Source organism: Oscillatoria nigro-viridis PCC 7112 (genome assembly GCF_000317475.1).
GTDB lineage: Bacteria > Cyanobacteriota > Cyanobacteriia > Cyanobacteriales > Microcoleaceae > Microcoleus > Microcoleus nigroviridis.
In genome coordinates, this window is record NC_019729.1 from 5,500,446 (window position 1) to 5,526,623 (window position 26,178).

The 26,178-nt window shown below is 47.4% G+C and carries 20 protein-coding genes and 2 pseudogenes; 6 read left to right on the forward strand and 16 right to left on the reverse strand.

Translation table 11 applies throughout. The annotated features are described in order from the left end of the window. Positions 1-92 precede the first annotated feature (92 nt). Both OSC7112_RS22825 and OSC7112_RS22830 read right to left on the reverse strand, forming a co-directional pair. Positions 93-4,127, reverse strand: a complete 4,035-nt coding sequence (locus OSC7112_RS22825; RefSeq protein ID WP_015178123.1) for an EAL domain-containing protein — start codon at positions 4,125-4,127, stop codon at positions 93-95. A 102-nt stretch (positions 4,128-4,229) separates the two neighbouring features. Next, a complete protein-coding gene (locus OSC7112_RS22830) occupies positions 4,230-4,547 on the reverse strand; it encodes a hypothetical protein (RefSeq protein ID WP_015178124.1) in 318 nt (105 codons plus the stop codon). 153 nt (positions 4,548-4,700) lie between these two features. Between OSC7112_RS22830 and acnB the strand changes: the two genes are divergently transcribed. From acnB to OSC7112_RS22850, 4 genes are all read left to right on the forward strand, one after another. After that, positions 4,701-7,316, forward strand: a complete 2,616-nt coding sequence (acnB, locus tag OSC7112_RS22835) for a bifunctional aconitate hydratase 2/2-methylisocitrate dehydratase (RefSeq protein WP_015178125.1) — start codon at positions 4,701-4,703, stop codon at positions 7,314-7,316. Between the two features lie 159 nt (positions 7,317-7,475). After that, positions 7,476-7,832, forward strand: coding sequence for a hypothetical protein (locus OSC7112_RS22840; protein WP_015178126.1), 357 nt, complete (start codon positions 7,476-7,478; stop codon positions 7,830-7,832). A 9-nt stretch (positions 7,833-7,841) separates the two neighbouring features. Beyond that, positions 7,842-8,297 (forward strand): PIN domain-containing protein, encoded by a 456-nt coding sequence (locus OSC7112_RS22845; RefSeq protein ID WP_015178127.1) that lies wholly within the window; start codon positions 7,842-7,844, stop codon positions 8,295-8,297. An 85-nt stretch (positions 8,298-8,382) separates the two neighbouring features. After that, entirely contained in the window at positions 8,383-8,763 is a 381-nt protein-coding gene (locus tag OSC7112_RS22850) for a cupin domain-containing protein (protein WP_015178128.1), read from the forward strand. A 535-nt stretch (positions 8,764-9,298) separates the two neighbouring features. Here the strand turns inward: OSC7112_RS22850 and OSC7112_RS22855 are convergent. The 13 genes and pseudogenes from OSC7112_RS22855 to OSC7112_RS22910 form a co-directional block, all read right to left on the reverse strand. Beyond that, complete coding sequence (locus tag OSC7112_RS22855) at positions 9,299-9,958, reverse strand: pentapeptide repeat-containing protein (RefSeq protein WP_015178129.1); 660 nt, start codon at positions 9,956-9,958, stop codon at positions 9,299-9,301. A gap of 161 nt (positions 9,959-10,119) precedes the next feature. Next, positions 10,120-11,769, reverse strand: a complete 1,650-nt coding sequence (locus OSC7112_RS22860) for an ABC transporter substrate-binding protein (RefSeq protein WP_015178130.1) — start codon at positions 11,767-11,769, stop codon at positions 10,120-10,122. A gap of 59 nt (positions 11,770-11,828) precedes the next feature. Beyond that, positions 11,829-11,960, reverse strand: coding sequence for a hypothetical protein (locus OSC7112_RS41920; RefSeq protein ID WP_015178131.1), 132 nt, complete (start codon positions 11,958-11,960; stop codon positions 11,829-11,831). After that, positions 11,942-16,774 (reverse strand): hybrid sensor histidine kinase/response regulator, encoded by a 4,833-nt coding sequence (locus tag OSC7112_RS22865; RefSeq protein WP_015178132.1) that lies wholly within the window; start codon positions 16,772-16,774, stop codon positions 11,942-11,944. Before OSC7112_RS22865 ends, OSC7112_RS41920 begins: the two co-directional genes overlap by 19 nt. Then, positions 16,771-17,007: a helix-turn-helix domain-containing protein gene (locus tag OSC7112_RS22870; protein ID WP_223300671.1), complete on the reverse strand. Its 237-nt coding sequence runs from the start codon at positions 17,005-17,007 to the stop codon at positions 16,771-16,773. Before OSC7112_RS22870 ends, OSC7112_RS22865 begins: the two co-directional genes overlap by 4 nt. Before the next feature lie 110 nt (positions 17,008-17,117). Continuing rightward, positions 17,118-17,306, reverse strand: coding sequence for a hypothetical protein (locus tag OSC7112_RS22875; RefSeq protein WP_041622692.1), 189 nt, complete (start codon positions 17,304-17,306; stop codon positions 17,118-17,120). A 319-nt stretch (positions 17,307-17,625) separates the two neighbouring features. Next, the gene (locus OSC7112_RS22880) at positions 17,626-19,071 is read right to left on the reverse strand and encodes an adenylate/guanylate cyclase domain-containing protein (protein ID WP_015178133.1); all 1,446 of its coding nucleotides are present in this window, start codon (positions 19,069-19,071) and stop codon (positions 17,626-17,628) included. A gap of 70 nt (positions 19,072-19,141) precedes the next feature. Further along, a complete protein-coding gene (locus OSC7112_RS22885; RefSeq protein WP_015178134.1) occupies positions 19,142-19,486 on the reverse strand; it encodes a slr1659 superfamily regulator in 345 nt (114 codons plus the stop codon). A 46-nt stretch (positions 19,487-19,532) separates the two neighbouring features. Further along, on the reverse strand, positions 19,533-20,111 hold the full coding sequence (locus OSC7112_RS22890; RefSeq protein WP_015178135.1) for a slr1658 family protein: 579 nt from the start codon (positions 20,109-20,111) through the stop codon (positions 19,533-19,535). A gap of 77 nt (positions 20,112-20,188) precedes the next feature. Then, positions 20,189-21,118, reverse strand: a pseudogene (locus OSC7112_RS22900) (PP2C family protein-serine/threonine phosphatase); the annotation flags it as partial. A gap of 6 nt (positions 21,119-21,124) precedes the next feature. Continuing rightward, positions 21,125-21,250: pseudogene (locus OSC7112_RS42445) on the reverse strand (HAMP domain-containing protein); the annotation flags it as partial. A gap of 167 nt (positions 21,251-21,417) precedes the next feature. After that, complete coding sequence (locus tag OSC7112_RS40095) at positions 21,418-21,585, reverse strand: hypothetical protein (RefSeq protein WP_190274256.1); 168 nt, start codon at positions 21,583-21,585, stop codon at positions 21,418-21,420. A 138-nt stretch (positions 21,586-21,723) separates the two neighbouring features. After that, on the reverse strand, positions 21,724-22,287 hold the full coding sequence (locus tag OSC7112_RS22910) for a hypothetical protein (protein WP_015178137.1): 564 nt from the start codon (positions 22,285-22,287) through the stop codon (positions 21,724-21,726). Positions 22,288-22,822: 535 nt separating this feature from the next. Here OSC7112_RS22910 and OSC7112_RS22915 point away from each other — a divergent pair. Together OSC7112_RS22915 and OSC7112_RS22920 are read left to right on the forward strand one after the other, a co-directional pair. Then, positions 22,823-23,407, forward strand: a complete 585-nt coding sequence (locus tag OSC7112_RS22915; RefSeq protein WP_015178138.1) for a DUF8738 domain-containing protein — start codon at positions 22,823-22,825, stop codon at positions 23,405-23,407. 353 nt (positions 23,408-23,760) lie between these two features. After that, on the forward strand, positions 23,761-24,951 hold the full coding sequence (locus OSC7112_RS22920; RefSeq protein WP_041622695.1) for an RNA-guided endonuclease InsQ/TnpB family protein: 1,191 nt from the start codon (positions 23,761-23,763) through the stop codon (positions 24,949-24,951). A gap of 49 nt (positions 24,952-25,000) precedes the next feature. Here the strand turns inward: OSC7112_RS22920 and mnmA are convergent, their stop codons facing one another. Further along, positions 25,001-26,092 (reverse strand): tRNA 2-thiouridine(34) synthase MnmA, encoded by a 1,092-nt coding sequence (mnmA, locus tag OSC7112_RS22925; protein WP_015178140.1) that lies wholly within the window; start codon positions 26,090-26,092, stop codon positions 25,001-25,003. Between the last annotated feature and the right edge of the window lie 86 nt (positions 26,093-26,178).

Sequence of the window (26,178 nt, forward strand, 5' to 3'; positions counted from 1 at the left end):
ATTTGTTCCCTAGTGCATCAGTTTTGAGATTGTGAGTTGGTAGCAAAAATGTCTTCACCGGGTGAGGCACTATTTACCAATCTTTACGTCACTCAGTCCATAATTGCTATATTACCCAGATTTATCAGCATTTCTGTCACGGCAGAACTGTCCAAAGGTTTAGAAAACCAATATCCCTGAGCTAATTCGCAGTCTATTTCTCGAAGCTGTGCTAACTGTTCGGCTGTCTCTACACCTTCGGCGATCGCATTTAATCCCAAATTGTGAGCCAAAGTGACGATCGCCCGCACAATCTGCAAAGGCTGACCCCCGTCGTCACCGTTTTCGACAGCCCCCAAGCGCCTCACAAAAGATCGATCGATCTTCAGTGTATCCAGCGGAAAACGGTGCAAGTAACTCAAAGATGAATAGCCAGTACCGAAATCGTCGATCGACAATCGAATATTTCTACCTTTTAATTGGGCTAGCACAATATTGGCTTTCTTGACATTTTCCACGATCGCGCTTTCAGTAATCTCCAATTTTAAACAGCTCGGATCGCAGCCTGTTTCTGCTAAAATTTCATCTATTTCATCGATTAAATTCGGGAAACCTAACTGTTTAGGAGAGAGATTGACGCTCATTGTTAATTGCGAAGGATCGATAGTTGGTAATTTAAAATTCGGAATTGGTAGCTGGGAAGTTGTACTGAACGTAGCCGAAGTATTGGGGATTGGGGATTGGGAATTGGTAATAGATGAGTGGAAATCGCTAATTGGGAATTGGTAACTGGGAATTGGTAATTTTTTACCGATTTTTTCTTCCCTGTTCCTTCTTCCCTGTCCATCATTTCCTGTATCCGTTAAATCAGTTAAATCCTGTAGATTGTCCCTTGCCGACTTCAATCGAACTTCTTCATTCTTCCTTCTTCCAACTTCTATCTCACTTCTGCCGTCTTCCTCGGTTAACATTTTTTGCCAAATCCGTAATTGCTGACAAGCTTCCCGCAATACCCAGGCTCCCAGAGGCACGATCAAACCTGTTTCTTCAGCTACAGGGATAAAACTAGACGGCGGAACTAGACCCCGAACTGGGTGATGCCAGCGCACCAAGGCCTCAAAACCTTCGATCGCACCGCTGGCGATCGAAACAATCGGTTGGTAATGCACAATAAAGTGCGAACATTGGTCTTTGCTCTCTCCTAATTCCTCCTTGCCCAAAATAGCCAACCGCAGGTCAGTTTCTAACTGCAACAGCGACATAGTTTGGTCGTGCATCGCCAAATTAAATACCTCGTGGCGGGCCTTACCCAAAGCTTTAGCCCGGTACATAGCAATGTCAGCATCGCGTAGGAATTCTTCCGGGTGAGTGTACGAATTCGATTCGCCACTGGCGGTGGCTTCGCCTCGACTGAAAACAATGCCAATGCTAGCGGTGGTAAATACTTCGTGCCCTTCGAGATGAAACGGCTTCGTCAGTTCTTTTTGTATCTTTTTAGCTGCGAGGGTGGCGTCGCTGAGGCTCTGAATGTGGTCTAGCAGGATGGTGAATTCGTCTCCCCCCAGCCGGGCGACGGTATCAGAAACCCGGACGCAGGTTTGCAGTCGCTGGGCGAGGGCGATTAGCAGTTTGTCTCCTAAAACGTGTCCTAAAGAATCATTAACTACTTTGAAGCGGTCTAAATCTAGGAAAAGTAAACCAAATTTGTAATCGGGGGACTGATTGGATCGGCGGATGGCTTGTCCTAGCCTGTCGATGAACAAAACCCGGTTCGGCAAACCCGTCAGCGCATCGTGAAAAGCGCCGTGCAGCAGTTGCCGTTCTACTCGCTTGCGCTCGGTGACATCTCGGATAATAATCTGGCCGGCCGTCGAGCCTTGATAAGTAGCGGGGATGCCGGCTATTTCAACGTCTATTATTTGTCCGTCGAGTCGCATCAGTTTTTGTTCGGCAAGGTCGAGCGGCTGATTTTCTGTCTCGACTAGCCGAATGCGCTCTGTGGCTATTTCCACATAGTTTGGATGGACGAAATGCAATAGGGGAAAGCCGATGAGCGCTTCGGGAGAGCTCGCGCCGAGGAGTTTCGCACCGGCAGCATTGATGTAGGCGATTTTCCCTTGACTGTGAACGGCGATCGCTTCGGGAGATAGTTCTACTAAACGGCGATAGCGTTCTTCACTTTCTTTGAGAGATACTATCAACTCGCAGCGCTCTTTTTCAGCCTGCTGGCGTTCGACTTCCATTTGGTGAACCGCCAGAATTTTTCCAATACTTTGAGCCATCAATTCTATAATTTCTATTTCCTCGTACTTGAACTTTCTTTTCTTTATTTCAGGCGAACAAAAACTCAGCGTGCCGTAAGTTTTATTGTTAACAAATATCGGCGTTCCGATGTAAGATTCCGACTTGCAGCTCTGATAAGCAGGATGTTCGCGCATCTCAATATCTGCTCCTATATGAGAATACGCAACTGTTTTGTTAAGTTTAATGACTGCCGCGCAGTAAGTATCGCTGAGGTTCAATTCTAAGCCTCGCACGAAGTGTTCTAAATCTGTTTTAGCTGCTCGGACAATAAAAGTATCGTTGTCAACTTCACCCATGATGCCCATAGACAGTCCAAACATCAAACAGCCTGCTGTTAGATAATCGTCAACCAGTTCTTCAAAGTTTTGATAATGATAAGTTGTAATCCGGTGCAAGTGTTTGAGATTAGCGCTAAAAGCTGCTAAAGCTTGAGAATTTAAAAATAATTCTTCTTCCGAACGCTGGCGGTCGGTAATGTCTGTTTGTACTCCAATAAAGTGGGTTAAGTGCCGCCGCGAGTTGTAAACCGGAGCGATCGACAGTTCGTGCCAAAAAGGGGTGCCGTCTTTCCGAAAGTTGCGTAATATAACTTGAGATTCTCTGCCTTCTTCAATCGCAATTCGCAATTGTTTGGCAGCGGGGCTGTCAGTGTCTGTGTCCTGCAAAAACCGGCAATTTTTCCCCATTAACTCGTCTCTGCGATAACCAGTGATCCGCTCAAAACTCGGATTGACATAAATAATCGGATTATCTGCAACGGTTGCGTCGGTGATTGCAATGCCGTTGCTGCAACTTTCGATCGCCCGTTCCATCATTTGTAAGCGCTCTTGCGATATAATGCGCTCGATCGCCGCAGCTAACACGTTGGCGATCGCTTCTACAAAATAAACGTCATCTTGACTGAAAACCCGCCCTTGGCTGGTATGAACCCCCAAAATGCCCCAGGCCGGCGAGGAGGAACTGTTTGCTGGTTCTACTTGTCCCCAGTTCCTCCCCAGTCCCCGATTGCCGGGAATAATTACAGTAACGCCGCTGACAGCCCGGTGGTTGTGCAGTAGCGGCAACTCGCTAAAGCGCGTTTCCACCCGCAAATCTTCGACGATCGTCGGTTCGCCCACTAGCAATGTGTAACCTGCTTGCGATCGGGCAGAAGCGGTAACAGTAGCGCTGCCGACGAGGCCCGGCTGCCAGCCAACCCCCGCTCGCAGCATAAAAGCATGACCGGAGGGTAACAGTTCTAACAACTGGCAATAATCAACGTCCAGAGTTTGAGCAATTAAAACCGCAGCTTTGTCCATCAGTGCTGACAAATCTGTTTCTGCCAGGGCCTGCTGCCCCAAGTAAGCGACGGCCGCTTGCTGGCGGGCCCGCGAGTGGATTGACGCGAGCAATTCCTGCTCCTTCGCGGCCGCTCGCTTCCGATCCGTAATGTCGCTGAACACCGACAGAACAGCTTTGCCCGACACCAATGTCAGATACCGCATCGATACACTTGCCCAAAACAGCGTGCCGTCAGCTTTTTTTAGCCGGACTTCTGTCTCGCGGACGTGTCCGTTGCGGGCGAGCCGCAACAGCAATTCCTGGCGGTCTGCAGGTTTGTGGTAGAGCATTTCGGCTTTTTGGCGGTCGATCGACTTGAATCCTGTGAACCCAAAAGCCTGACGGCATAAATCATTGCTATAAAGAATTGTGCCGTCCGCCAGACTGCTGACGATCAGGGGCATCGGCATCGAGTTGGCGATCGTCAGCAGTAATTCTTTGGTTCCTTGCAGCTCTTTGTACAAGTCTGGCTTGGAAGCCCAGCCGTGACAGTCTTCAGAGTTTTCAGGGATAAAACTTTCCATTGTTTAATCGATCCATTAGCAAGACAACTTTTTTTTAACTTGTGGTAAATGACGATTTCAGATGCAGAGCATTGGCAACAACCGAAGACTTAATTTCATTTGTCAATCAGTAAGATTACTCAAAAAAACTGCTTTTCTAGGAGTAGAAAATTCGCGATTTGGGAGCGGGTCGGCATCAATATGGCGCTCGGCATGATTTCTCGATCGCGCCAATCTGAGTTTTGTACCGACAATCCGAGTATATTCTGAGCATAATTGCTTATTGACAAATGCTTCCCTAGCTTTAGTTGTCAGGGATGGATGCAGAGGACGATCGACAGTACCCCACAACACATTAATCTTAACCACAACAATGCAACTGAATGCCTCGAAACTGCTGGGCTGGAGTTTGATATTTGGCACTCCCGGTGGAGAACACATCTGCCTTTGGTATGACAATCTACTGTTTTTAAAGTTGCGTTAAGTTTTTATGTATAGCGAGGTACTTTGCCCAATGTGCAGCGGAAGCTCCTAATCTAAAAAGTAAAGTCACCTACAAACAACCACCGAATACTATCCGAGGAGAGAGGAGAAATGCTTGAATCTTACCGCCGTACCGCTGCCGAACGGGCCCGTGAGGGAATTCCACCGCTGCCGCTAGACGCCCAGCAAACGTCAGAACTGTGTGAACTGCTGAAAAATCCGCCGGCACAAGAAGAAGAAACCTTAATAGAATTATTACGCGATCGCGTCCCCCCCGGAGTAGACAGCGCCGCCTACGTCAAAGCTGGTTTTCTAACTGGCATTGCTAAAGGCGAAATCCACAGCCCCCTAATTGCTCCCAAATGGGCAGTTTACCTGCTGGGGACAATGATGGGCGGTTACAACGTCCAATCTTTAATCGATTTGCTCGATCCTACTGCCGAAACCGCCATTCCCGCCACCGCAGCCCGGGCACTGAGCAAAACGCTGTTAGTATTCGACGCTTTCCACGACGTTATAGCTTTGTCTGATACCAATCCCTACGCCAAGCAGGTAGTCGATTCTTGGGCGGATGCCGAGTGGTTTACGGGTCGTCCTGTGTTGCCAGAAGCGATTACTGTTACAGTCTTCAAAGTTCCTGGAGAAACCAATACTGACGACTTGTCGCCAGCACCTCATGCTACCACGCGGCCGGACATTCCCCTGCACGCTTTGGCGATGCTGGAAAGTAAGATGCCTGGGGCTTTGCAAACCATTGCAGAATTGAAGCAAAAAGGTCATCCCGTAGCCTACGTCGGCGATGTTGTCGGTACCGGTTCGTCGCGGAAATCGGCGATTAATTCCGTGCTCTGGCATATTGGCAATGATATTCCGTTTGTGCCGAACAAGCGCAGCGGCGGTTATATTTTAGGAGGTGCGATCGCCCCGATATTCTTCAATACCGCTGAAGATTCCGGCGCATTGCCGATCGAATGCGATGTCTCCAAAATGGAAACAGGAATGGTAATTACCATCCATCCCTACAAAGGCGAAATCACCAACGAAGCCGGAGAAATCATCTCCACATTCACCCTCAAACCCGACACAATTCTAGACGAAGTTCGTGCCGGCGGCCGAATTCCGCTATTAATTGGACGAACTTTAACCGACAAAACCCGCGCAGCTTTAGGACTAGAACCCAGCACTATTTTTACCCGTCCCACAATCCCAGTAGATACGGGCAAAGGCTTCACTTTAGCACAAAAAATGGTAGGCAAAGCTTGCGGTTTGTCCGGCGTTCGTCCCGGTACATCTTGCGAACCAGCCATGACAACAGTCGGCTCGCAAGATACCACCGGGCCGATGACTCGGGACGAATTGAAAGAACTTGCTTGTTTGGGATTTAGCGCCGATTTGGTAATTCAAAGTTTCTGCCACACCGCCGCTTATCCGAAACCTGTTGATGTCAAAACTCACCATGAATTACCCGATTTCATGTCACAGCGCGGGGGCATAGCTTTGCGTCCGGGAGACGGCATTATTCACTCTTGGCTGAACCGAATGTTGTTGCCGGATACAGTGGGAACCGGCGGCGATTCTCACACTCGTTTTCCTTTGGGAATTTCCTTTCCTGCGGGTTCGGGATTGGTGGCTTTTGCTGCCGCCTTGGGGGTCATGCCTTTGGATATGCCGGAATCAGTTTTAGTGCGGTTCAAAGGTAAATTGCAGCCCGGAGTAACGCTGCGGGATGTTGTGAATGCAATTCCCTATGTGGCGATTCAAAAAGGTTTGCTAACCGTCGAAAAACAGAACAAGAAAAATATCTTTTCTGGGCGGATTATGGAGATTGAAGGTTTGCCCGATTTGAAGGTCGAGCAGGCTTTTGAATTGACCGATGCGACGGCCGAGCGTTCTTGCGCTGGATGCACGATTAAATTGAGCGTGGAGACTGTTTCCGAGTACATTCGCTCCAATGTCGCGCTGCTGAAAAACATGGTGGCGCGGGGCTATCAAGATGCGCGGACGATGATGCGCCGGGTGGCGAAGATGGAGGAATGGCTGGCAAATCCGGTGCTGATGGAGGCGGATGCTGATGCGGAATACGTTGAAATCATCGAAATCGATCTGAACGAGATTACAGAACCCATTGTGGCTGCTCCCAATGACCCGGATAATGTTAAGTTGTTGAGTGAGGTTGCGGGCGATCGGGTTGACGAAGTATTTGTCGGTTCTTGCATGACAAATATCGGTCACTACCGCGCCACAGCGAAGGTGTTGGAAGGTGCAGGGGAAGTGAAAACTCGCCTGTGGATTTGTCCGCCCACTCGGATGGACGAACAGCAACTCAAAGAAGAAGGTTATTACAGTATTTTTGGAGCCGCTGGAGCGCGTACAGAAATGCCGGGATGCAGTCTTTGTATGGGCAATCAAGCGCGGGTTAAAGATGCGACAACGGTTTTTTCAACTTCTACTCGTAACTTTAACAACCGCATGGGCAAAGACGCGCAAGTTTATCTCGGTTCGGCGGAATTGGCAGCAGTTTGTTCGCTGTTAGGTCGAATTCCCACAGTCCAAGAATACAATGACATTGTGTCGAAGAGAATCGATCCTTTTGCGGGTGATTTGTATCGGTATTTGAATTTCGATCAAATTGCTGGTTTTGAGGATGAAGGCAGAGTGATTGCTTTGGAAGATATGCCTCGCATTGAGGATCTTTTGGGGATTCCTGATGGTGTGTTGAGCAAGTAAAAAGCGGGGCGGGCCATAGCCCGCCCTTTGTTTATAATATGAGTAGGGGTTCACGCCTGCATCTCTAATTCACGTCCAGGATATTGCTCGACCCGCCCCCATCCCCTTTTCGTAAATCAATCAAACTTCATATAAATCTGAGAAAGGAGAAAAGTGATTATGCCTGAGCAAGCTTTAATCAACGAAAGCCAAGCGACAGCAACTTCAGCGCCAGAAACTCGCATAGGTGAAGAAATTGTAGATTTTTTGCGGGAGATTCAGCAAACTCCGAGAGAATATTGGCCAAACTTACTTCAGATGATTCGGCTATTTCGCTCCACAGTAACAATGAAGCCAGGAACCCCCGATACTTCGATAAAAGCTACAGACGAAATTAAGACCATCGATCCCGTACAGCAGCACGAAGCTCTGAGCAAATTGCTACAGTCTTGGGTTGACGATGGAGATGAACAGGAGCAAACAGAAACCGCTGAAGTTCTCCGCAAGGCACTAGAAGAAAACCCCGTGCATATATAAGAGCATTCCATGAGCAGAATAGTGTTGTTAGATTCTGGGCCGTTAGGAATTGTTACCAATCCCAAAGCCACCTCTCCTTTATATCAAGAGGGCAAACTTTGGCTGCAATCTTTGCCACAGAAAGGTTACATTGTAATGCTCCCTGAAATTGCTGACTACGAAGTGCGACGGGAGTCGATCCGCGCCGGTAAATTAGCAGGTATTCAACGGCTTGATGAACTTAAATCGCAACTTCCCTACCGTCCTTTGACTACAGAAGTAATGCTTTTAGCCGCTCAGTTGTGGGCGCAAGCGAGAATGAGAGGAAGACCAACTGCAGAAGCCAATGCACTTGACGGGGATGTGATTTTGGCGGCTCAAGCAATATTGGAGGCAAGTAAAGGCAATCAGGTGGTAATTGCCACGACAAATGTGGGGCATTTGTCGCAATTTGTTGATGCTCGCGAGTGGCGGCTAATTGAGTAATGTTTAAATCGATCGCACTTACCCTATCCCTGCTATACTTTGAGCTACAGATATTTTTACAGACACCGTTGGCGAGATAAACAGGATGGTGGAAACAGTGGACACAATCGAAAAAACTGACGATCGCACACAAACCCGCTACTGGGGCAAAGTTACAGTCATAGACGCGGGCGATCGTTATAAGATCAATCGCATTGAAGTCAAGCCGGGGCATCACATCAGCACCCAAATGCACTATCACCGCAGCGAACACTGGGTTGTCGTCTCCGGTACCGCTAAAGTTATCTGCGACGACAAAGAGACGATTCTCATGCAGAAACAGTCAACCTACGTTCCCATGAATACTGCTCACCGCGTAGAAAATCCAGGCGTTATTCCCCTGGTGATGATTGAAATCCAAAATGGTGAATACCTCGGCGATGATGACATTATCCGCTTCGCTCAAGATGCTCACGAGGAAGATTGATCCTAAATCCCCAAATATGAAGCAATCGCAGACGCCAGGGAAAAGCTTCGCACACCGAACAATGACAATCAAGCTTCCAGGATACAAGCCCCCGGATTCATCCGTCCAGAAATAAAAAACCTGTATCCGATAAAGGAACCCCCGAATTTATCCGTGGGGTCGCCTCTAAAATCTAAAATCTAAAATCTAAAATCTAAAATCTAAAATCTAAAATCGCGCAATCGATCGCAGACGCCAGGGAAAAGCTTCGCACACCGAACAATGACAATCAAGCTTCCAGGATACAAGCCCCCGGATTCATCCGTCCAGAAATAAAAAACCTGTATCCGATAAAGGAACCCCCGAATTTATCCGTGGGGTCGCCTCTAAAATCTAAAATCTAAAATCTAAAATCTAAAATCGATTGACCTACGCAGCGACCGGAAACAAGATAAATCCTACAATTAAAACTTTAGGGGCAATTTCATAATTGCCCCTAACTTATTATATTAAGTTCGTTAATCAGCAGAATTTGATATAGCAAGTGGCGATCGTCCTACGGCAAAGAAGCGTTTTTCAAATCTACATTTGCCATATTGGCATTCTTTAAATTAGCACCTGTCAAGTCCGAACCGTTCAAATTTGCACCGTTCAAATTTGCATTGGTCAAATTTGCATCCCGCAAGTTGACTCCCTGTACGTCTACTCCCGACAAACTGCCACCTCTGAGGCTGACATTAGATAAATTCGCTATAGACTGGCGAGCATTTCTCAGGTTTGCACCAGCCAAATTGGCGCTTTCTAAATTAGCGCCGATTAAATTAGCGCTGGTGAGGTTGGTATTTTTCAAACTCGCAATCACTAAACCCGCCAAACTCAGATTAGCGCGGCTCAAATCAGCACCCTCCAAATTAGCCCCGTGCATTTTAGCCGCAATTAAACTCGCACCTTGCAATTTAGCTTGTTTCAGATTTGCTTGATTCAGTTTGGCTTCGTTCAAATTTGCACCGTTCAAATTTGCACCGCTCAGATTCGCACCGCTCAAATCTGCCCCAGTCAAATCAATACCAGCAAGCTGCGCTCCTGTCAAGTCGCATTGGCTACATTTTTGAGTTTCTAATAATTGCTTGACGTGTGATACGTTTTCTGCCTTTACTCCAGAGGCACAACCGATCGCAATCAGCAGCCCTGTTGTTGTTAAAATTCCAAGTTTCATATACTCACCCTCACCAATATCTCTCTCTTAATAATATCCCACATTATTAAAGAGGGTTGGGTGATCGGTCTCTTTGATAAACTGTGACAATCGTCACCCTGTTGTGCACAAAATATGCAATAATTATTGACGTTTCAACTCCGAGAAATTATTGTAAAGAATTATTGCTTTTTCAGGAACCAAAAAGGAAAAGATTGCGTCGGTTCTAGACGAACGCCCGTGATTGTGTTCTGAGCAAATGTATAGTCCTTATCCTGCCAAAGAGGAATGAAAGGTACATCTTGACCCAGTATGTCTTGAATTTCGGCAAATATGGCTTTGCGGGTTTGAGGGTTTGTTTCTTTGCGCTGCTTGTCGATCAGTTGATTTACCCGATCGCTATAATAAAACGAACCCTGACTTTGACTTGCACCCTTGGAGCAGCCCCCAGCTTCCGAACCTGTGGCACAATCTAAAAACGGCTGAATGTAATTGTCAGCGTCAAAAAAGTCGGCAGACCAATCCACTAAAACCGCTGGATAAATGCCCTTCTCTATGTTTTGAAACAAAGTCGGAGATTCAACGCTGTTAATTTCTACCTGCATTATCCCGTCCATTTTAAGTTTAGTTTGCGCCTCGATCGTACTCGCGACTAAAGCTCTTTTTCTGGAAGCCGAAGCATACCAAATTGGCAGAACAAAAGGATTTGTGGCCGAGTATCCAGCTTTCGTTAAAAGTTCCTTGGCTTTTGCGGTGTTGGCGTCGCCGTAAAGTTCTTTGAAAACCGGTTTTTGAACGTCCAAGGTTGTGGGAATCAGACTGTAAAGCGGTTGTGCTTGTCTCTGCAGTACGCGATCGTTAATCAGCGGGCGATCCATCACTGCTGCGATCGCTTGTCTCACTTCTAACTTATCCAGCGGTTTAGACTTGATATTCAGCGTCATGTAATTAACCGTACTGCTTTCCCCCGCGATTTCCTGCCATTTCCCTTTTTTTGCTCCCCCATCCAAGCTGCGAACTTGATCTGCATCCAGAGACAAATAAGCCACATCGATCGCACCAGTCTGAAAAGTATTGAACAAATTTGACGAACTAGAAAGCAGCAAAATGTCAATTCCTTGATTGACCGGCTTTTCCCCCCAATACTTGTCAAACACGTCAAACTTGAGAGAATCGCTGCCGTACTTCGCCAACTTGTAACGTCCAGTTCCCACAAAGGTATCGGGTTTAAATTTACCCTGCCCAATCTCGTAAGCTTTCGGAGAAACGGCACACATACCCGAAAATGTCAACAGGGAAGGAAAAGCAGCAAAAGGCTTTTTGAGTTGAAAAGTTAATTCGTATTCGCCCGTCGCTTTCACCGATTCTACTGCATCGCTCAACAACAAAGCCGGACTGCCGCCATTTTTGATAAACCGCTGCAAGGAAAATTCCATTGCTGCGGCGTTAAACGGTGTGTCGTCGTGAAAAATAACGCCTTGACGCAAGGGAATTGTATATGTCAATCCGTCTTTGCTAACTGTTGGCATTGCTGTCGCTAAGTCGGGGATTAACTTTGTAGTTCCAGACTCGTAGGTGTAGAGAGTGTCGCCCAAATTGCGTAGCAATTGTCCTGATATGGTTTCGTAAGCGTCCGCAGGGTCGATCGTCCGCAATTTCAAAGTTGTGCCAATAGTAACGCGGTTATTAGTATTTTCGCCGCTCGCATTTACCGAGCGACGCGATCCCTGTCCGCAACTTGCAGTTAACAAGCAGCACAGAAAGAACAGAGCTATCGCTTTAATCACTGAAGGTTTTATAGATATTCTAGACTGCTGCTTGTTGATGATCATCGTCTTTTTTTGACACTCCAAATTAGTGATTATATTATCAGGACTTACGCACTGTTAGACTAGAAACCGGATTTATTGCTAGATTCTCCTGCAATACAAATATCGCTGCCTAGCCAGAGCAACTTAAAAGCTTGGTGATGTTCGATCGGCTTGAACTCGATCGGATCGATCCTTAGAGCTTGCTGGGCCATGACTGTTCTTGCTTGCGAAGTGCGGCGATCGTCTTAATTAATTCATCCGGTTCGATCGGCTTTGCCAGATGTCGCTGAAATCCAGCTTGCAAAGCTTGCTTGTGATTAAACTCGCCTGCATAGGCAGTCAGGGCGATCGCGGGAATCAGCCCACCCCGTTCTGGCGGCAGGCCTCTCACTTGCCGCAACAGCATATAGCCATCCATCCCCGGCATTCCAATGTCGCTCAACAGGACATCTGGCTGGAAATTAGTCAACGCTGTGAGGGCTTCTGAAGCGACAGCAACAGTCACTACCACTGCACCAGCATCTTCTAGCAAAAAGCAAATCAACTCTCGCATATCCGGTTCATCATCTACCACCAGTATCCGCATCCCGGATAACGGTTCATCCGCAGTCGATCGTTCCGAAAATCCTGCAAGAGAGTTTTCTTGTCCCTTTACCTTCGGTGATAGGGGCAGCCTTACAGTAAAGGTAGCTCCTAGCCCTTCACCCTGGCTCTCTGCCGCCACGGTACCGCCGTGAAGTTCCACTAGATGCCGCACGATCGCCAGCCCCAATCCCAAGCCACCAAACTTGCGGGTTGTAGCGCCATCTTTTTGCCGGAAGTAGTCAAACACGTAGGGTAAAAACTCCGGTGCGATGCCAATCCCTGTATCCGCCACCGTAATTTGAGCGCGATCGCCAACACGAGTCAAATTCACCTCAACGCGCCCCCCGGCCGAAGTGAATTTGACCGCATTGGAAACCAGATTCCAGACAACTTGCTGCAAACGGCCCGCATCCCCCAAAATTTGTCCGATCTGAGGATCTAACACAGTCCGAATCTCAATGGATTTGGCAACAGCAGCCAAATTGACAGTTTCGATCGCCGATTCCACAGTTAAAGCTAAATCGACTGCACGAATATTAAGACTGAGCTTGCCTTGGAGAATTTTCGAGACATCGAGCAAATCTTCAATCAGTTCAGTTTGCAGCTTGGCATTGCGTTCGATCGTCGCTAACGCCTGTGCGGTTTTCGCAGCATCCAGCTTGCCAGTTTGCAAAAGCTTTGACCACCCCAAGATGGGATTGAGGGGCGATCGCAATTCATGGGATAGTACCGCTAAAAACTCATCCTTGATCCGACTTGCCTGTCTTAGCTGTTCCGCTTGCTGCTGGAGTGAAGCGTTTAGGTTTGCCCGTTCCAGAGCGATCGCGATCTGGTCGCAGGTCGATCGCAGCAGATCGATTTCTGCAGCCGTAAAGTGCGTCCGAGTCAGGCTGGCAAATGAGAGCGTTCCTAATAACTGCCCTTGAGCGATTAACGGTTGACCCGCGTAAGCCGTGATGCCCAGTTCACAGAGGGCTTTAGCATTGGGATGAGTGGAGAGTTCGGCTTGATTCAAGACAAGTTGCTGCTGCGTTTGGGCAACCAGTCCGCAGAGATATTCACCTAATTCGATCCATGCGATCGCCTGCGCCCTTTCTTGTGAGATGCCATCATAGTTTCTCAAATGCAGCATCCGGCGGTTGTCTTTTTCTTCCACCATGAAGTTGTAGTAAGAGTGCAGATCGAGTTGCACTGCAAGTTTGCGGAATAGCCCGTGCATCAAAGCCAGAGGGTGTTCTGTATTCAAGAGATCGCGGGTAGTTTCATACAGCAATTGCAGTCGCTCACTTGCTTGCCGTTGTGCGGTCTTGTCCTGCATGATTTTGACAAATCCCTGCGGACAATCGGCTTCATTAAGCAGGGGCATCATCAATCCACTGGCCCAAAAGCGATTCCCATCTTTGCGGACGTGCCAGCGTTCGTCTTCTGCCCGTCCTTGCGTTAGAGCGCTTTGCATCTCGTACTCGGCTTGTCCTTGTTCGTTATCTTCGGGTGTGAAGATCGTCCGACTCGGGCAACCAATTGCTTCTGTCTCGGTATAGCCCAACAGCCGTTGGGCCCCTGAGTTCCAACTGGCAATGATGCCGTTAAGGTCGATGGTGAAGATGGCATAATCTTTGGCGCTTTCAAAGATCAGGCGGAGGCGGGATTCACTCTCGCGCAGGGCTTCCTCAGCTTGTTTGTGGTCTTCAATATCAACACAGGAACCGATGTAGCCCAAGAACTGACCTTCCAATCCGTACCGAGGAACACCTTCATCCATAATCCAACGGTATATGCCATCACAGCGTTTCAAGCGATATTCCATCTTGAACGGTTGACGGGCATCAAAGGCAGTCACATAGGTGTCTAAACACCGATCGAGGTCGTCGGGGTGGACTCCTTCTGTCCAACCATTGCCCCTTTCTTGCTCGATCGTCCGTCCGGTAAAGTTTAGCCACGGGACGTTGAAGTAATAACAGAGTTTATCGGTGCGGGCCATCCAAATCAGCACAGGGGCGGCATCTGCCATCAGCCGGAACCGTGCCTCACTCTCCCGCAGTGTGGCTTCGGCTTGTTTGCGATCGGTGATATCGTTGACCAGTGTTACAAACCCTTCAACTTTTCCCTGGCTGTTGAAGCGGGGAACATAGGTCGCATCGATCTCGCGGGTTCCACCATCTTTGTAGGAAATTTGGCTTTCAAAGGTCACTTCCTGTCCTGCCAAGACTTGCTCAACATAAGGACGAATCCCTTCATAGCCAGTTTCGCCTAAAACTTCTTGGAGGTGCTTGCCATAGATTTGGGCTGCCGGATGTCCAAACCATTCTTCATATGCTCGATTGTTGAAGCGGTAGCGCTGGTCTGAGTCTACAAAGGAAATCAAGGCAGGCACGGCATTGGTAACTAAACGGAGCTCTGCTTCTCGTTGTTGCAATACCTCCTCGGCCTGTTTGCGATCGGTGACATTTCGGAAAAAAATGGTAATCCCGTTCGCGGCCGGGTAGGTGCGAACGTCATACCACCGATCGCGATCCGGATAAAACGCCGTGACTGACAAAGCCACGCGCTCGTTTGCCACGCGGCGATAAACCCGCTCAAACTCGCTGCCATCGAGTCCTGGGAATTCTGCCCACACATTCTTCCCAATCAGATCGCTGGCAGTGCGGTCTAGCAGAATTTCCGCTGACCGATTCACGTAAGTGAAACGCCAATTCTCATCCAGGGCAAAGAATCCATCATCAATGCTCTCCAGAATTTTCCGACTCTGCTCTTCGCTTTGACGCAACGCTTCTTCGGCTTGTTTGCGATCGCTGATGTCGATGAATACGCCGCGCGTCGAAATTATGACGCCATCAGCGTTGTAGGCGCAATTGCCCTTTGCCAAAATCCAGCGAACGGTGCCATCGGCCCACAGCGTCCGATACTCAATTTCAGCAGGCGGTTGATTCGCTTTTAGCTCGGCGATCGCGGTGTGAACGAATGGGCGATCGTCGTGATGCACCGCTTCTAAAAACACCTCCACCGACATTTCGGTATTGAGGGGTAAACCAAACATCGCTTTGGCTATGTCCGTAAAACTCAGCGTGTCAGTTTCCCTATCCCAATGCCACAAACCCAAATTGCCGCCTTCGGAAGCCAGCCGAAGCTGTTCTTCGCTCTCGCGCATCGCCTTCGAGCGCGATCGATCGCGCTCGAAGGCGATGCTGGCAAGTTGGGTGCCGAACACCGCGAGTTGATATTCCCAATCCGTCGGCCTCCGCGCCTCGCTAAAGCACAGCATCAGCGACCCCAGAGCTAGATAGTCCTGTCTGAGCACGGGCTGAGAATGACACGCTAGAATGCCGTGAGCCACGCATAAATTTCGCCATGCTTGCGACCAGCGATCGTCGTTGGCAATGTCGGCGCAGGTCACGGACTGACCGCAATATACTGCTGAGCCGGAGGTTCCAATGCACAAATCGTTAATCGGAGCATCCTTGAGTCCTGCACCAAAAGACGGTGGAAAGTCTGGAGTAATGGATCTCTGAAACGTCAGCCGCTGAGTGTCGGCTAGCAGGAAGCAGGCGCGGGTACCCGGATTCAGCCTGGATACTGAGTCACACACGGCTGCCAGACAGTAGTCTAGCGGCTGCCCTAAGGCGATCGGCTCCAGCAGTCGTTTCTGCTCGATTAGGAGGAGTTCCGCCTGTTTGCGATCGGTAATGTCAGCAAGCAAAACGGTCAGTCCACTGGGCGAAGGGTAAATTCGACAGTCATGCCAACCATTCCAAGGCGAGTAGAGATAATCAAACTGGAGCGGCGTTTGTGCGCGCATTGCCCGATGAAACTGCACGTAAGCATCGGTGTCAACTGTCGCCGGAAATAGCTCCCAAATATTCTGACCCAGAATCGCTGACCGCTGCTTTCCAACCATTTCACAGTAGCGATCGTTGGCATAGGTGTAGCGCCAATCGCGATCGAGGATGTAAAACCCATCGTTGATGCTAGAAAGTACCGTTTCTAGATGTTCTTTTGCCTCCGTCGCCGCAGCTTGTGCGGTTTCGCCCTGCGCCTTTTGTTCTAGTTCCATTGCCTCCTGTAAAGTTTGCAAGGCTGCTTTCGCGTTTTTTAGAGCCGTGCGCCACGATAGATTGAGTGAAGCGATGAATCCTGCCGCGATCGAAAACGTACCCAGCCGAACAATTGTCTCTACATTAACTATCTGTAAGGAATTGAACGGCTCAATAAAAAAATAGTTGATTGCCAGCGTGGATAACATTGTTGCCAGTAACCCAGCCCCGAAACTGCCATACCAGGAACTCACTATTACCGCGATGAAAAACAGCGGCGTCGTGGTTGGGTAGAGCCACGGTAACAGCGATCTGGTTAGCGCCAGTGCCAGAGCCACGGAGAGGGTCGCCACACCATAGGGAAGTAGTCGAATATCTCTGAAAATGCTGTTTATTCCCTCTAAACTCACCCTTTGTACTCCTTATCCGAAAAATATCTTGCTCGCAGCGCCTTACTGCTTTCGCGAAGCGTTGCATCTGGCAAATTACCTAACTCATCCAGCAAGATGTAAATTTGCTTGAGTGGCAAGCCAGAAGGCGTAGCGTTTTCATTTTCCCAACGATTAATCGTGGGAAAGGTCATCCCTAATTCATCCGCCCACTTTTGCTGAGACAGGTTCACCCCTGGCCGCCGTTCTCCCACCAAATTACCGATCGCTGCTTGTTCCGCCCTCAGCCGTTCTATTTTGAGAAGCCTCAGAAGTAACAGGTATAAAGCTGTTTATATTTTACACCTTTGACAGATTCCAGAGGTCAGTCATCACTCTCAAGATATATTTTAGTTGTAGTGGCTTGAAAATATAAACGCTTCACCTTAAAAACCAGTATCGTACCGGAGACGATTCGGCTTTTCTTGAAAGTCTCTGGGTTGTGCCTAAAAGCTCGATTGTCGATCGTGTTGTGGATGATTTTAAACACGGGACAAGCCTCTGTTTTCTTCATCCCAGAAAGCTCTGTGGCCTTAAATTACTTTGTGATGTAGCTCATAAATGTAGGGTTTGGTTATGAGGAGATTGAACACTATCAAGACGAGGGACTATCTCTAGTATCTGTCCTCACAGCCTGGGCGACTGTTATATTATTCTGATGTAACCGGATTTGATATGAGTCATGATTGATGACTCTTCCCAAAAACGGATACTTGCTTTCCGACAGAAGTCGTCAGCAGCTCAAAATTTTAGACTCTTGTTCAATATCCCCGATTCATCTGTGGAGTAAATCTCAAATCTCAAATCTCAAATCTCAAATCGACTAACTTGCTTTAAATTCCTTTAAGGAGCGATCGCCAATCCCGACAGCGTTTCAGGTAAATGCGAGCTACCCGATCGCTGGGATTTGTCCGCAAACATTCCTCAAACAATTTTCCCGCTTCTCGGAATTCCTTGCGATCGCACAGTAACATAGCTTCATTATATACAGACAAATTTGCTAGCTTTGCCGACAAAATTTCCGGCGGATCGGCATCAAATACCTCATAGACTACGACATATTTAGATTTTCCTTTTACCTGTACTTTATCCACAATCCGAATAGCATAATCTGCCGGATTTCGCAACCGTTCCAAAGTCTGCTGAGAAATTAACAGAGGTACGCAGTAATCTTTGGTCAATCCTTCAATGCGAGATGCCAAATTAACAGCATCGCTAATCACAGTGCTGTCCATTCGGCTTTGACCCCCAACTGTTCCCAGCATCAAAGAACCCGAATTGATGCCAATCCCAATTTGAATCGGGATGTAGCCGACTCTTTGACGGTGTTCGTTGTAATCATTCAGGATATTTAGCATCGCAATACCCGCTTTCACTGCATCATCTGCATAGTCGCTAAACAAAGCCATAATTGCATCGCCGATGTATTTGTCAATAAACCCGTTATTGCGAGTAATTGCAGGCTCCATACGCGAAAGGTAAGCATTGATAAATTTAAAATTTTCTTGTGGAGTCATAGTTTCGGAAAGCGTCGTGAAGTCGCGAATATCCGCAAAGAGCACCGACATTTCCTGCTGTACTTGGTCGCCTAAGTTGACATCTATAATACTTTCATATCCCAACAAATGTAGAAATTGATGTGGCACAAATCGCCCGTAGGCATCAGTTAAGTCTGATTCGGCATCCAGGGATTTTTTCAAATTTAGATGGCGCTCAGCTTCAGCTTGTTTGCGTTCTGTGACATCTTGAAAAACTGCGATCGCAAAAGCAACTTTGCGACCCTCGTCAAAAATTGGCGTTCCCCAAATCTCAAGGGGAATTTTCTTGTCGGGTCGATGAATTTCCAGATCCTCAGCCGTCGCGTTTTCCCCCCTCAAAGCTCGGACGATCGGCAAATTCTCGAAAGGGTAAATAGTCTCCGTTCCCGCGATATAAATTTGATAACTTTCTGATAAATCCTCAAGTGCATTTAAGGGCAAAACTCCTTGACCGAGTAACTGCTGTCCGGCGTGATTTACGTAGTCAGGTCTGCCTTGAGAATCCAGCACGAGCACACCTATGGGAATCGCTTCGAGAAATTGAGCCAGCTTGATTTCGCCTTCGCGCACCGCCTCGAATGCGCGAGAGCGCAACTCAGTTTCAACCGTATCGGAATGTTCAGCAGTAGTTTCCAGCAAGATTTCCAGATCCGCTTTTTCCTCCTTCAAGTCTTCCACTTGCTGGCGCAATCTTTCTATCTCTAAAAGTAGCTGTTCTCTAGATGGTTGTTCTTCCAGCATAACTCGAGAATTTGCGCCTCGACTAACAAAAAATTGCTCAACAGATCGCACCCTAAAAGTAATCGTGTTTCTATAGAAATTGCAACTGCAAATCAGGCATCAGGCGCTGGAAATTCTTCAAAGATTTACCGTGCCAAGCTATGCTTTGAGAGCCTTGTACCGCCATTTGCACCCTGGCTGTTTTGCGGATCTCGATAATAAACTTCGATAGCATATTGATGCCAGAACTGTTCAAAAATTCTAACTGCTGCAAATTCAGGGTAATTTTCGTCGGTTCCACGTCGGCAACTTTCGTCAGCAACTGCACTATCGGCGCGTACTCCGCAGGCCCGCTCAGCCTTAGAGAGCCAATAAAACTCACGGTTGCCGTTGCTGGATCGTAACAGATCTGGTAATCTTCTGTATTAATTTCCATAGCCACAAAAAAAAGTCCCTTAGATATTATCGATCGCCAGCGTTGCTTATACTGTTAATTGCACCATAGTTGTCACCGCAATTACTTCCGGGTCTTTGTGCACGGTCTGGAATTTCCAGCCAAGTTTGGCTCTATAATCGGTGAGCATGGTCAACAAACCCAATCCAGAATTGGTACAGTTGTCGTCAGCAGCATTTTTTTCCAACCGCTCAATGTAAAGTTCGCTTGGCTCCGAGGCCAGCAACTGCTGAATATCAGCCTGAAACTTGTCCACAGCTTGGGGAGAGATGCTGTTAGCAACTGAGAAAATCACTCCGTCGCTCTCTAATTGCAGTTTAATATCGATCGGGTACTCCGAGGTTTCATCATTAAACTTCATGGCATTTTCCAATAACTCGTTGGCAATGTAGCTAACAGCGCTTTTTATTTCAGCTTGTCTTTCAATTGTCGAGGGATCATCTTGGTTGCCCGGAAAAAAAGTCGTCAGGTAGTCAGCCAGAAAATCCGCCGACAAACCGTTGTTCCGCCACCGCTGCTTGAGAGGAACCGAACTCGGAGAAAATCCAATTATTAAGTATTCTTGGCTAGCGGGCTGCTCGATGAAATCGCCGAAAATCTGAGTCATACCGATGTGAGAGCTAAAGTTTGAGAGGAGGGGGATCGCTGAATATATTTTAAACTTTAGAAGGGATATTCAAGTAGTTATTTTGGTTTGAGTACCAGCAATGTGATGTCATCAAAAACTTTTTGTTCGCCGATGTGCGTGAAGCGTAGCTATCCCGTAGGGAATCGCACGTCCTTAATTACAGCCTGCCTGATTTCGGCAGCCGAACTCTGCCAATTAATCTCTATTACCTCATTTAACCGCTCTAAAACATAAAACAGTTTATCCATATTTTTAGCTTCCGTAATCCCGTCAGTGTACAGCACTACCACATCTCCTGAATGCAACTGCACAATTTTTTCAGCAACAAATTCAGCAATAAGCTGTTCAACATTTAAATTGTCTGTTAAAAACAATTCCCGGTCTTGTGGGGTGGGCCTATGAGCCCGCCCTGAATCTACAATTTAAATGCGCGACAGCTTATCTGCATCCAGCCCGATCGGGAAACCCAAATCGATCGTATCAAACCGCTCTACACCACCGTTAGACCGCACGACAATCATTTCTTCGTGCTGGCCGCTCAACTTCAGCATTTCCTGCTGATAGTCTAGCAAGGCAAGGCCAGCATTTTTTTCGCATTTCATCCGCTGCACGTTATCATAAATTACACTGTTAATAGCAGTTAAAAATCTTACTGGATCGGGTTCGTTGTAGGCGAGCAAAGTTCGTACTGCCGTTTGCACCATAATCATTAAAATGCCGCTATCCAATCCGTGTCCCGTCACATCGCCCATGCCAATTTTTACTCTACCTTTGTGCTGGAGTACGTCGTAATAGTCGCCGCCTACTTCCTCAGCAGCCTCCATAAATCCCGCAATATCTAATCCCACAACTTCATTGAGTTCCAGGTCTTTTGGGAGCAGCATCTGCTGGATCTTGCGAGTAACGTCTAGTTCGGCGCTCATTCGCATATTTTCAGCTTTGAGGCGATCGTTGAGAACAGTAATTTCTTGATTTCCACCAACTAAGGCATCGGCAATTTTGTTAAACGCACCCACAACTTGCCCCAGTTCATCTCTGTTATCCAAAAGAATTTTGTGGTCTAGATTGCCAGTTGCCATTTTTTTTGCAGATTCGTCAAGGATACATACAGTTTGCATAACAGCCCGGTAAAAATATACAAATACATAAATAAATACGGCTAAATTTATTAACACAAGAATAGAAATAATGTCTTTTTTGGTAACATAAATATCAATGGTTTTTGCCAGAAAAATTCTAATTTATTGAGAGTTGCGTCCCCGAGTTCAAAACTCGAATCCAGGACTCAATCGCTTTCATCAAGATAGGCATAATCTTCCACTAAGGCTGTGGGATTAATCAGTTTATCTAGTTGCCCAGTTAGCTGCTCTGCTACGGAGTTAAATTTGGTCAAATCCTCGCTTAATTTCTGTCGCAGATTGCCGTGAGGATTATTGTTAGATCCTACCTCCATATTGATTGCTAAATCCTGATTGAGTTCTCTCAATTTGCCCGCTAAAGTAATCAGTTTCGCTCTTTATTCAGGTGTGGCATCGGAGCGGAAGCTGTTTTTTTGAGCAATTAGCCTAATTTCTGACAAGATTTTTTGCATTTATGGAAGCTTCAGTAAAATCGCATCCATCAAATAATAGGTATCTATATCTGGCTCTAAAATTAGATGAGAAGTATCGCCGACGCGAGCGCTTAGTCTATTAATGTCGGCAGCTAAACGTTGATATACAAAATCGTAAGTTTCTAAACTCCACTGGCTGCGGTGAAGTTTGAAATTTTGCCAATCTTGATAAATTTTATTAAATTTATCACTGGACATTAATATGTTTCCAAGCTGGCGATCTGTATTAGCCAGGGATTGAAAGTTCTTGTCTATCTTTGCTTTTAAATCGGTTGGTGATTCTGATGTTATTAAATTAGGATTTAAACCCTGAGAATTTAACAGTTGCAGTTGCGGTATGTATTCCCTCAACTGGCGCAGCGGGCGCAGGTATTGATTACCGTAGATTTCTTTTTGGGAAAAATCAACCCTGCTGTTAAGTTTGGAAATCAGCAGGTACATAACCAAGGTTAACGGTATTGCAAATAGAAAACCGATCGGGGTAAATTTTTTAGGATAGCTCAGCCGATTCATTAAATGGATTCCCAGGGATTTTCTGTTCATAATCGAGCGATTTCAAAAATATTCAACAAAAAAAGTAGCGTTTGCTACTAAAGTATTTTCGGGGACGATCGCTCTAGAAAACCACAATGCTAATATAATTAATCAGCGATAGATAATTTAATTTCTAGTGCGTTTTCGTCCTGTTGCAACAAATTTTGCGGCATCCCTGTGATATCCTTGGCTTAGCTCGCCTCCCACAGTCTAAAACACGTTTAGCAGTTTTGGAACGAAGAATAGTAATTTGTACTGAGATTCGGGGGCCGGATTAGAGGCTTTTAAGAATATTTACTTAAGCATAAATTTTTCTTAATACCCTGAGACAAAAAGTAAAAATTAAGTAATAACTGGGTAGTGCCAGTTTCCTGAAACACAACTGCCCGCAGCAAGTAGGAAATACTTGCGCCGCACCAGCAACCAGCAGTCAAGTCGGTTCTGGACAACGGAACCAATAGCACCAGCAATAGTGTCTAAATAAGTATCTGCTGTTGAGTGTTCAGGAGCGATCGCGCATTGTGTAAAGTGAGGCAGAGGGCGTATGATGAAAAGAATCTCCAAAAATAACTCTCAAAACAATAAAAACCGAGACCAAAAGCAGCCCAATCCTATAATCTTGGCTTCGCTGCTAACAGGAATTCTGGTATGGGAAATGTATCCGGCGCTAAGACACACCGCTGCGGCTAACGCGGGCGCTCTCAAATATTCCTTTGCCCAGTTGGAAAGGCAACAGCAGCAAACCGCGCAGCTATTTTCCTCAGCCGCAGTGCCCCAAAAAATCAGCTATTCGGTATTGGCACTCAATACTCTAATTTCCGAACCGGGCAATTTGGCCGAGGCTACGCGCCAAAATCCCCCGAATCAAGTGCCCGCAACCGTAGCAGCAGCAGTTCGCCGAGAGTTGTCGGACTCGACTGGCATTGCTGCTGACAAGTTGAAAGTAACTGAATCGAGCGGACAAAGTTGGCCGAATACTTGTTTAGGACTCGCGAAAGCGGATGAAATTTGCGGTCAAATGATTGTCGAAGGCTGGCGGGTTGTGGTTTCTGATGGTAGGCAAACTTGGGTTTACCGTACTAATGCTAGGGGAAATATCTTGCGTTTGGAAAAAAAGTTAGCTAGGTAAATGTACCCCTGTGAAATGAAATATAAGTTTCCTTTTGGAACAGGCAAGATGCCTGTGAAGCGAAGAGTGAATTTTCTTGTGGGAAGTTTCTTGTGGACTTCTGGGAACAGGCAAGATGCCTGTTCCACACAGAGTGAATTTTCTTGTGGGCTTCTGGGAACAGGCAAGATGCCTGTTCCACACAGAGTGAATTTTTTTGTGGGAGGTTTCTTGTGGGGTGGGCACGCCTGCCCCTGACCAGAGAAATGGGTACAAGCCTCCCCCTTCTAGGGGGACTTTCAATGAAGATGTCTTCAGTGAGGAGTCTGAATAAACAACCTCCTATTTATTCAGAGTCGCTGTATAATGGTTATATGTTGAATCTAACCTACGAGTACAAGCTCATTCCCACCAACGCGCAACGCGAAACATTCGACCTGTGGCTGAACATCTGTCGCAAGGTCTATAACTTTGCCCTGCGGGAACGGAAGGATTGGATCAATTCTCGCAAGTGTGATATCAACTCGTGCAGCATCAAACAGGAATACATCATCCCTGCCGATGCAGCGCGTCCAACCTTTGCGGGCCAATGCAAAACACTGGCATTGGCAAAGAAGTCAATCCCCGAATTGAAGCTCCCTCACACCCATGTCTTGCAGCAAGTGTTGCGCCAGTTAGAGGCGGCGTTTGTGGCCAGGTGGGATCGCGGACACGGCTTTCCTAGATTCAAAAAGCGGATGCGCTCATTTGTGTTTCCTCAATTGAATCTAGAATCTGTTAAGCGCTTTAATGGCATCCATTGGGTCAACTTGCCCAAGATTGGAAGCGTCAAAATGCACCTATCGCGCCCAATTCCTGAAGGCTTTGAGGTCAAGCAAATTCGCGTTGTGAAACGGGCATCTGGCTACTGGGCCATGCTCACTTTACAATGTGATGTCCAAGTGCCTCAAGTCTCGGCATCAGGGCATGGATTGGGGATTGATTTAGGGCTAGAACATTTTTTGGCAACGTCTGATGGTGAATTGATTGATAGACCTCGATTCTTTGTGGGTGGACAACGCAAGCTGAAATCGCTGCAACGTCAACTGAAACGGAAGAAGAAAGGCTCTAGGAAATTTCGTCAGCTTCACCATCAAATTGCCAAACACCACGAGTACATCTCGAATTCTCGGAAAGACTTTCACTTTAAGACCGCTCATCATTTGTGCGATGGAGCCGAGACCGTCTTTGCCGAGGACTTGAATCTCAAAGCCATGTCAGCCGGGATGCTGTGTAAGCACACCCTAGATGCGGGGTTTGGGCAGTTTCTCAACATTTTGAGTCATATCTGCTTTAAGCGAGGTGTGTACTTCGCCAAGGTAGATGCTCATGGTACTAGCCAGACCTGCCCCAAGTGCCAAACCCATACAGGTAAAAAGGAACTGTCTGAAAGGGTGCATAAATGTCAAACGTGTGGCTATGAAACGAATCGAGATGTTGCAGCCGCGCAAGTGGTTTTGCAACGTGGATATACAGCGGTGGGGCACATCGCAGTGAATTTTGGGGAGGGCAAGCTACCTGAGTAGTCCCTATGAACCAAGAATCCCCTCGCCTTTAGGCAGGGGAGTTGTCAAATCAACCTGGGAGTTGGTTTCTTTTGATGATGCCGCCACCCAACAGCACGTCTCCGTCATACCAAACAGCCGCTTGTCCGGGGGTAATGCTCAACTGCGGTTCGTCAAAAATCAACTTAACTCTTGTAGCGCCAGCTTTTTCCTCTGCTTGGGAGGGCTCCACAGGAATAATTGTAGCCGGGACGGGGTGCGATCGATAGCGAATCTGTACCTGAGCCCGAATCGGAGCCGTGGGCGCAGCCACAGAAACCCAATTCACTTTCTCGACTGTACACTCAGATTCTACTGCCAACTGCCGATCGCCCACAACTACCCGATTGCCAGCAGCATCGAGTTCAATCACGTACAGCGGTTCCGGTGCAGCAATTCCGAGTCCCTTCCGCTGGCCGATGGTGTAGTGGTGCACGCCGTCGTGCTGTCCGAGCACCCGCCCTGACTTGTCCACAATGTCACCCTTTTGCGGCGCAATGTACTTATCCAGAAAAGCCCGCATCGAACCGTTACTTTCCACCAAGCACAAATCCTGACTTTCCGGCTTATCAGCAGTTTTCAAGCCAAATTCCGCCGCAATTCTGCGAGTTTCTGTCTTGGTAATTTCCCCCAAAGGAAATTCCGTACCCGCCAACAAATCCTGTGTTAGATCGTACAGGAAATAAGACTGATCTTTCGCAGGGTCGATCGCCCGCAGCAACTGATAGCGACCCGTCTCAGCATCGTAACTAATCCGAGCGTAGTGCCCTGTAGCGATTTTTTCAATTCCGAGTTCTTCGCGAGCATACTTGAGCATCGGGCCGAACTTCACAGTTTTATTGCACTGCGAACAAGGCAGAGGCGTAACTCCTGCACTGTAACCCTCCACCAAATAATCGATAATACTTGCCTGAAAGACCTCGCGGCTGTCAACAATGTGGTGGGGAACGCCCAAATCTTCGCAAATTTTAGCGGCATCGACCATTCCCTCAGAGCAGCACTGACCTTTGCCCTTCATCAACCACAGCGTTAAACCCACCACTTCATATCCCTGATGGTGTAAAATTGCGGCTGCTGCGGAACTATCGACCCCGCCGGAGAGGCCTACAACAATCTTGTTCATGGTTGGGGAGAAATTGCTATTTTACTGTTACTTCGTTCGATCGAGCTAATTTATTATACCACAAAGATACTACAACTTGCCACTGC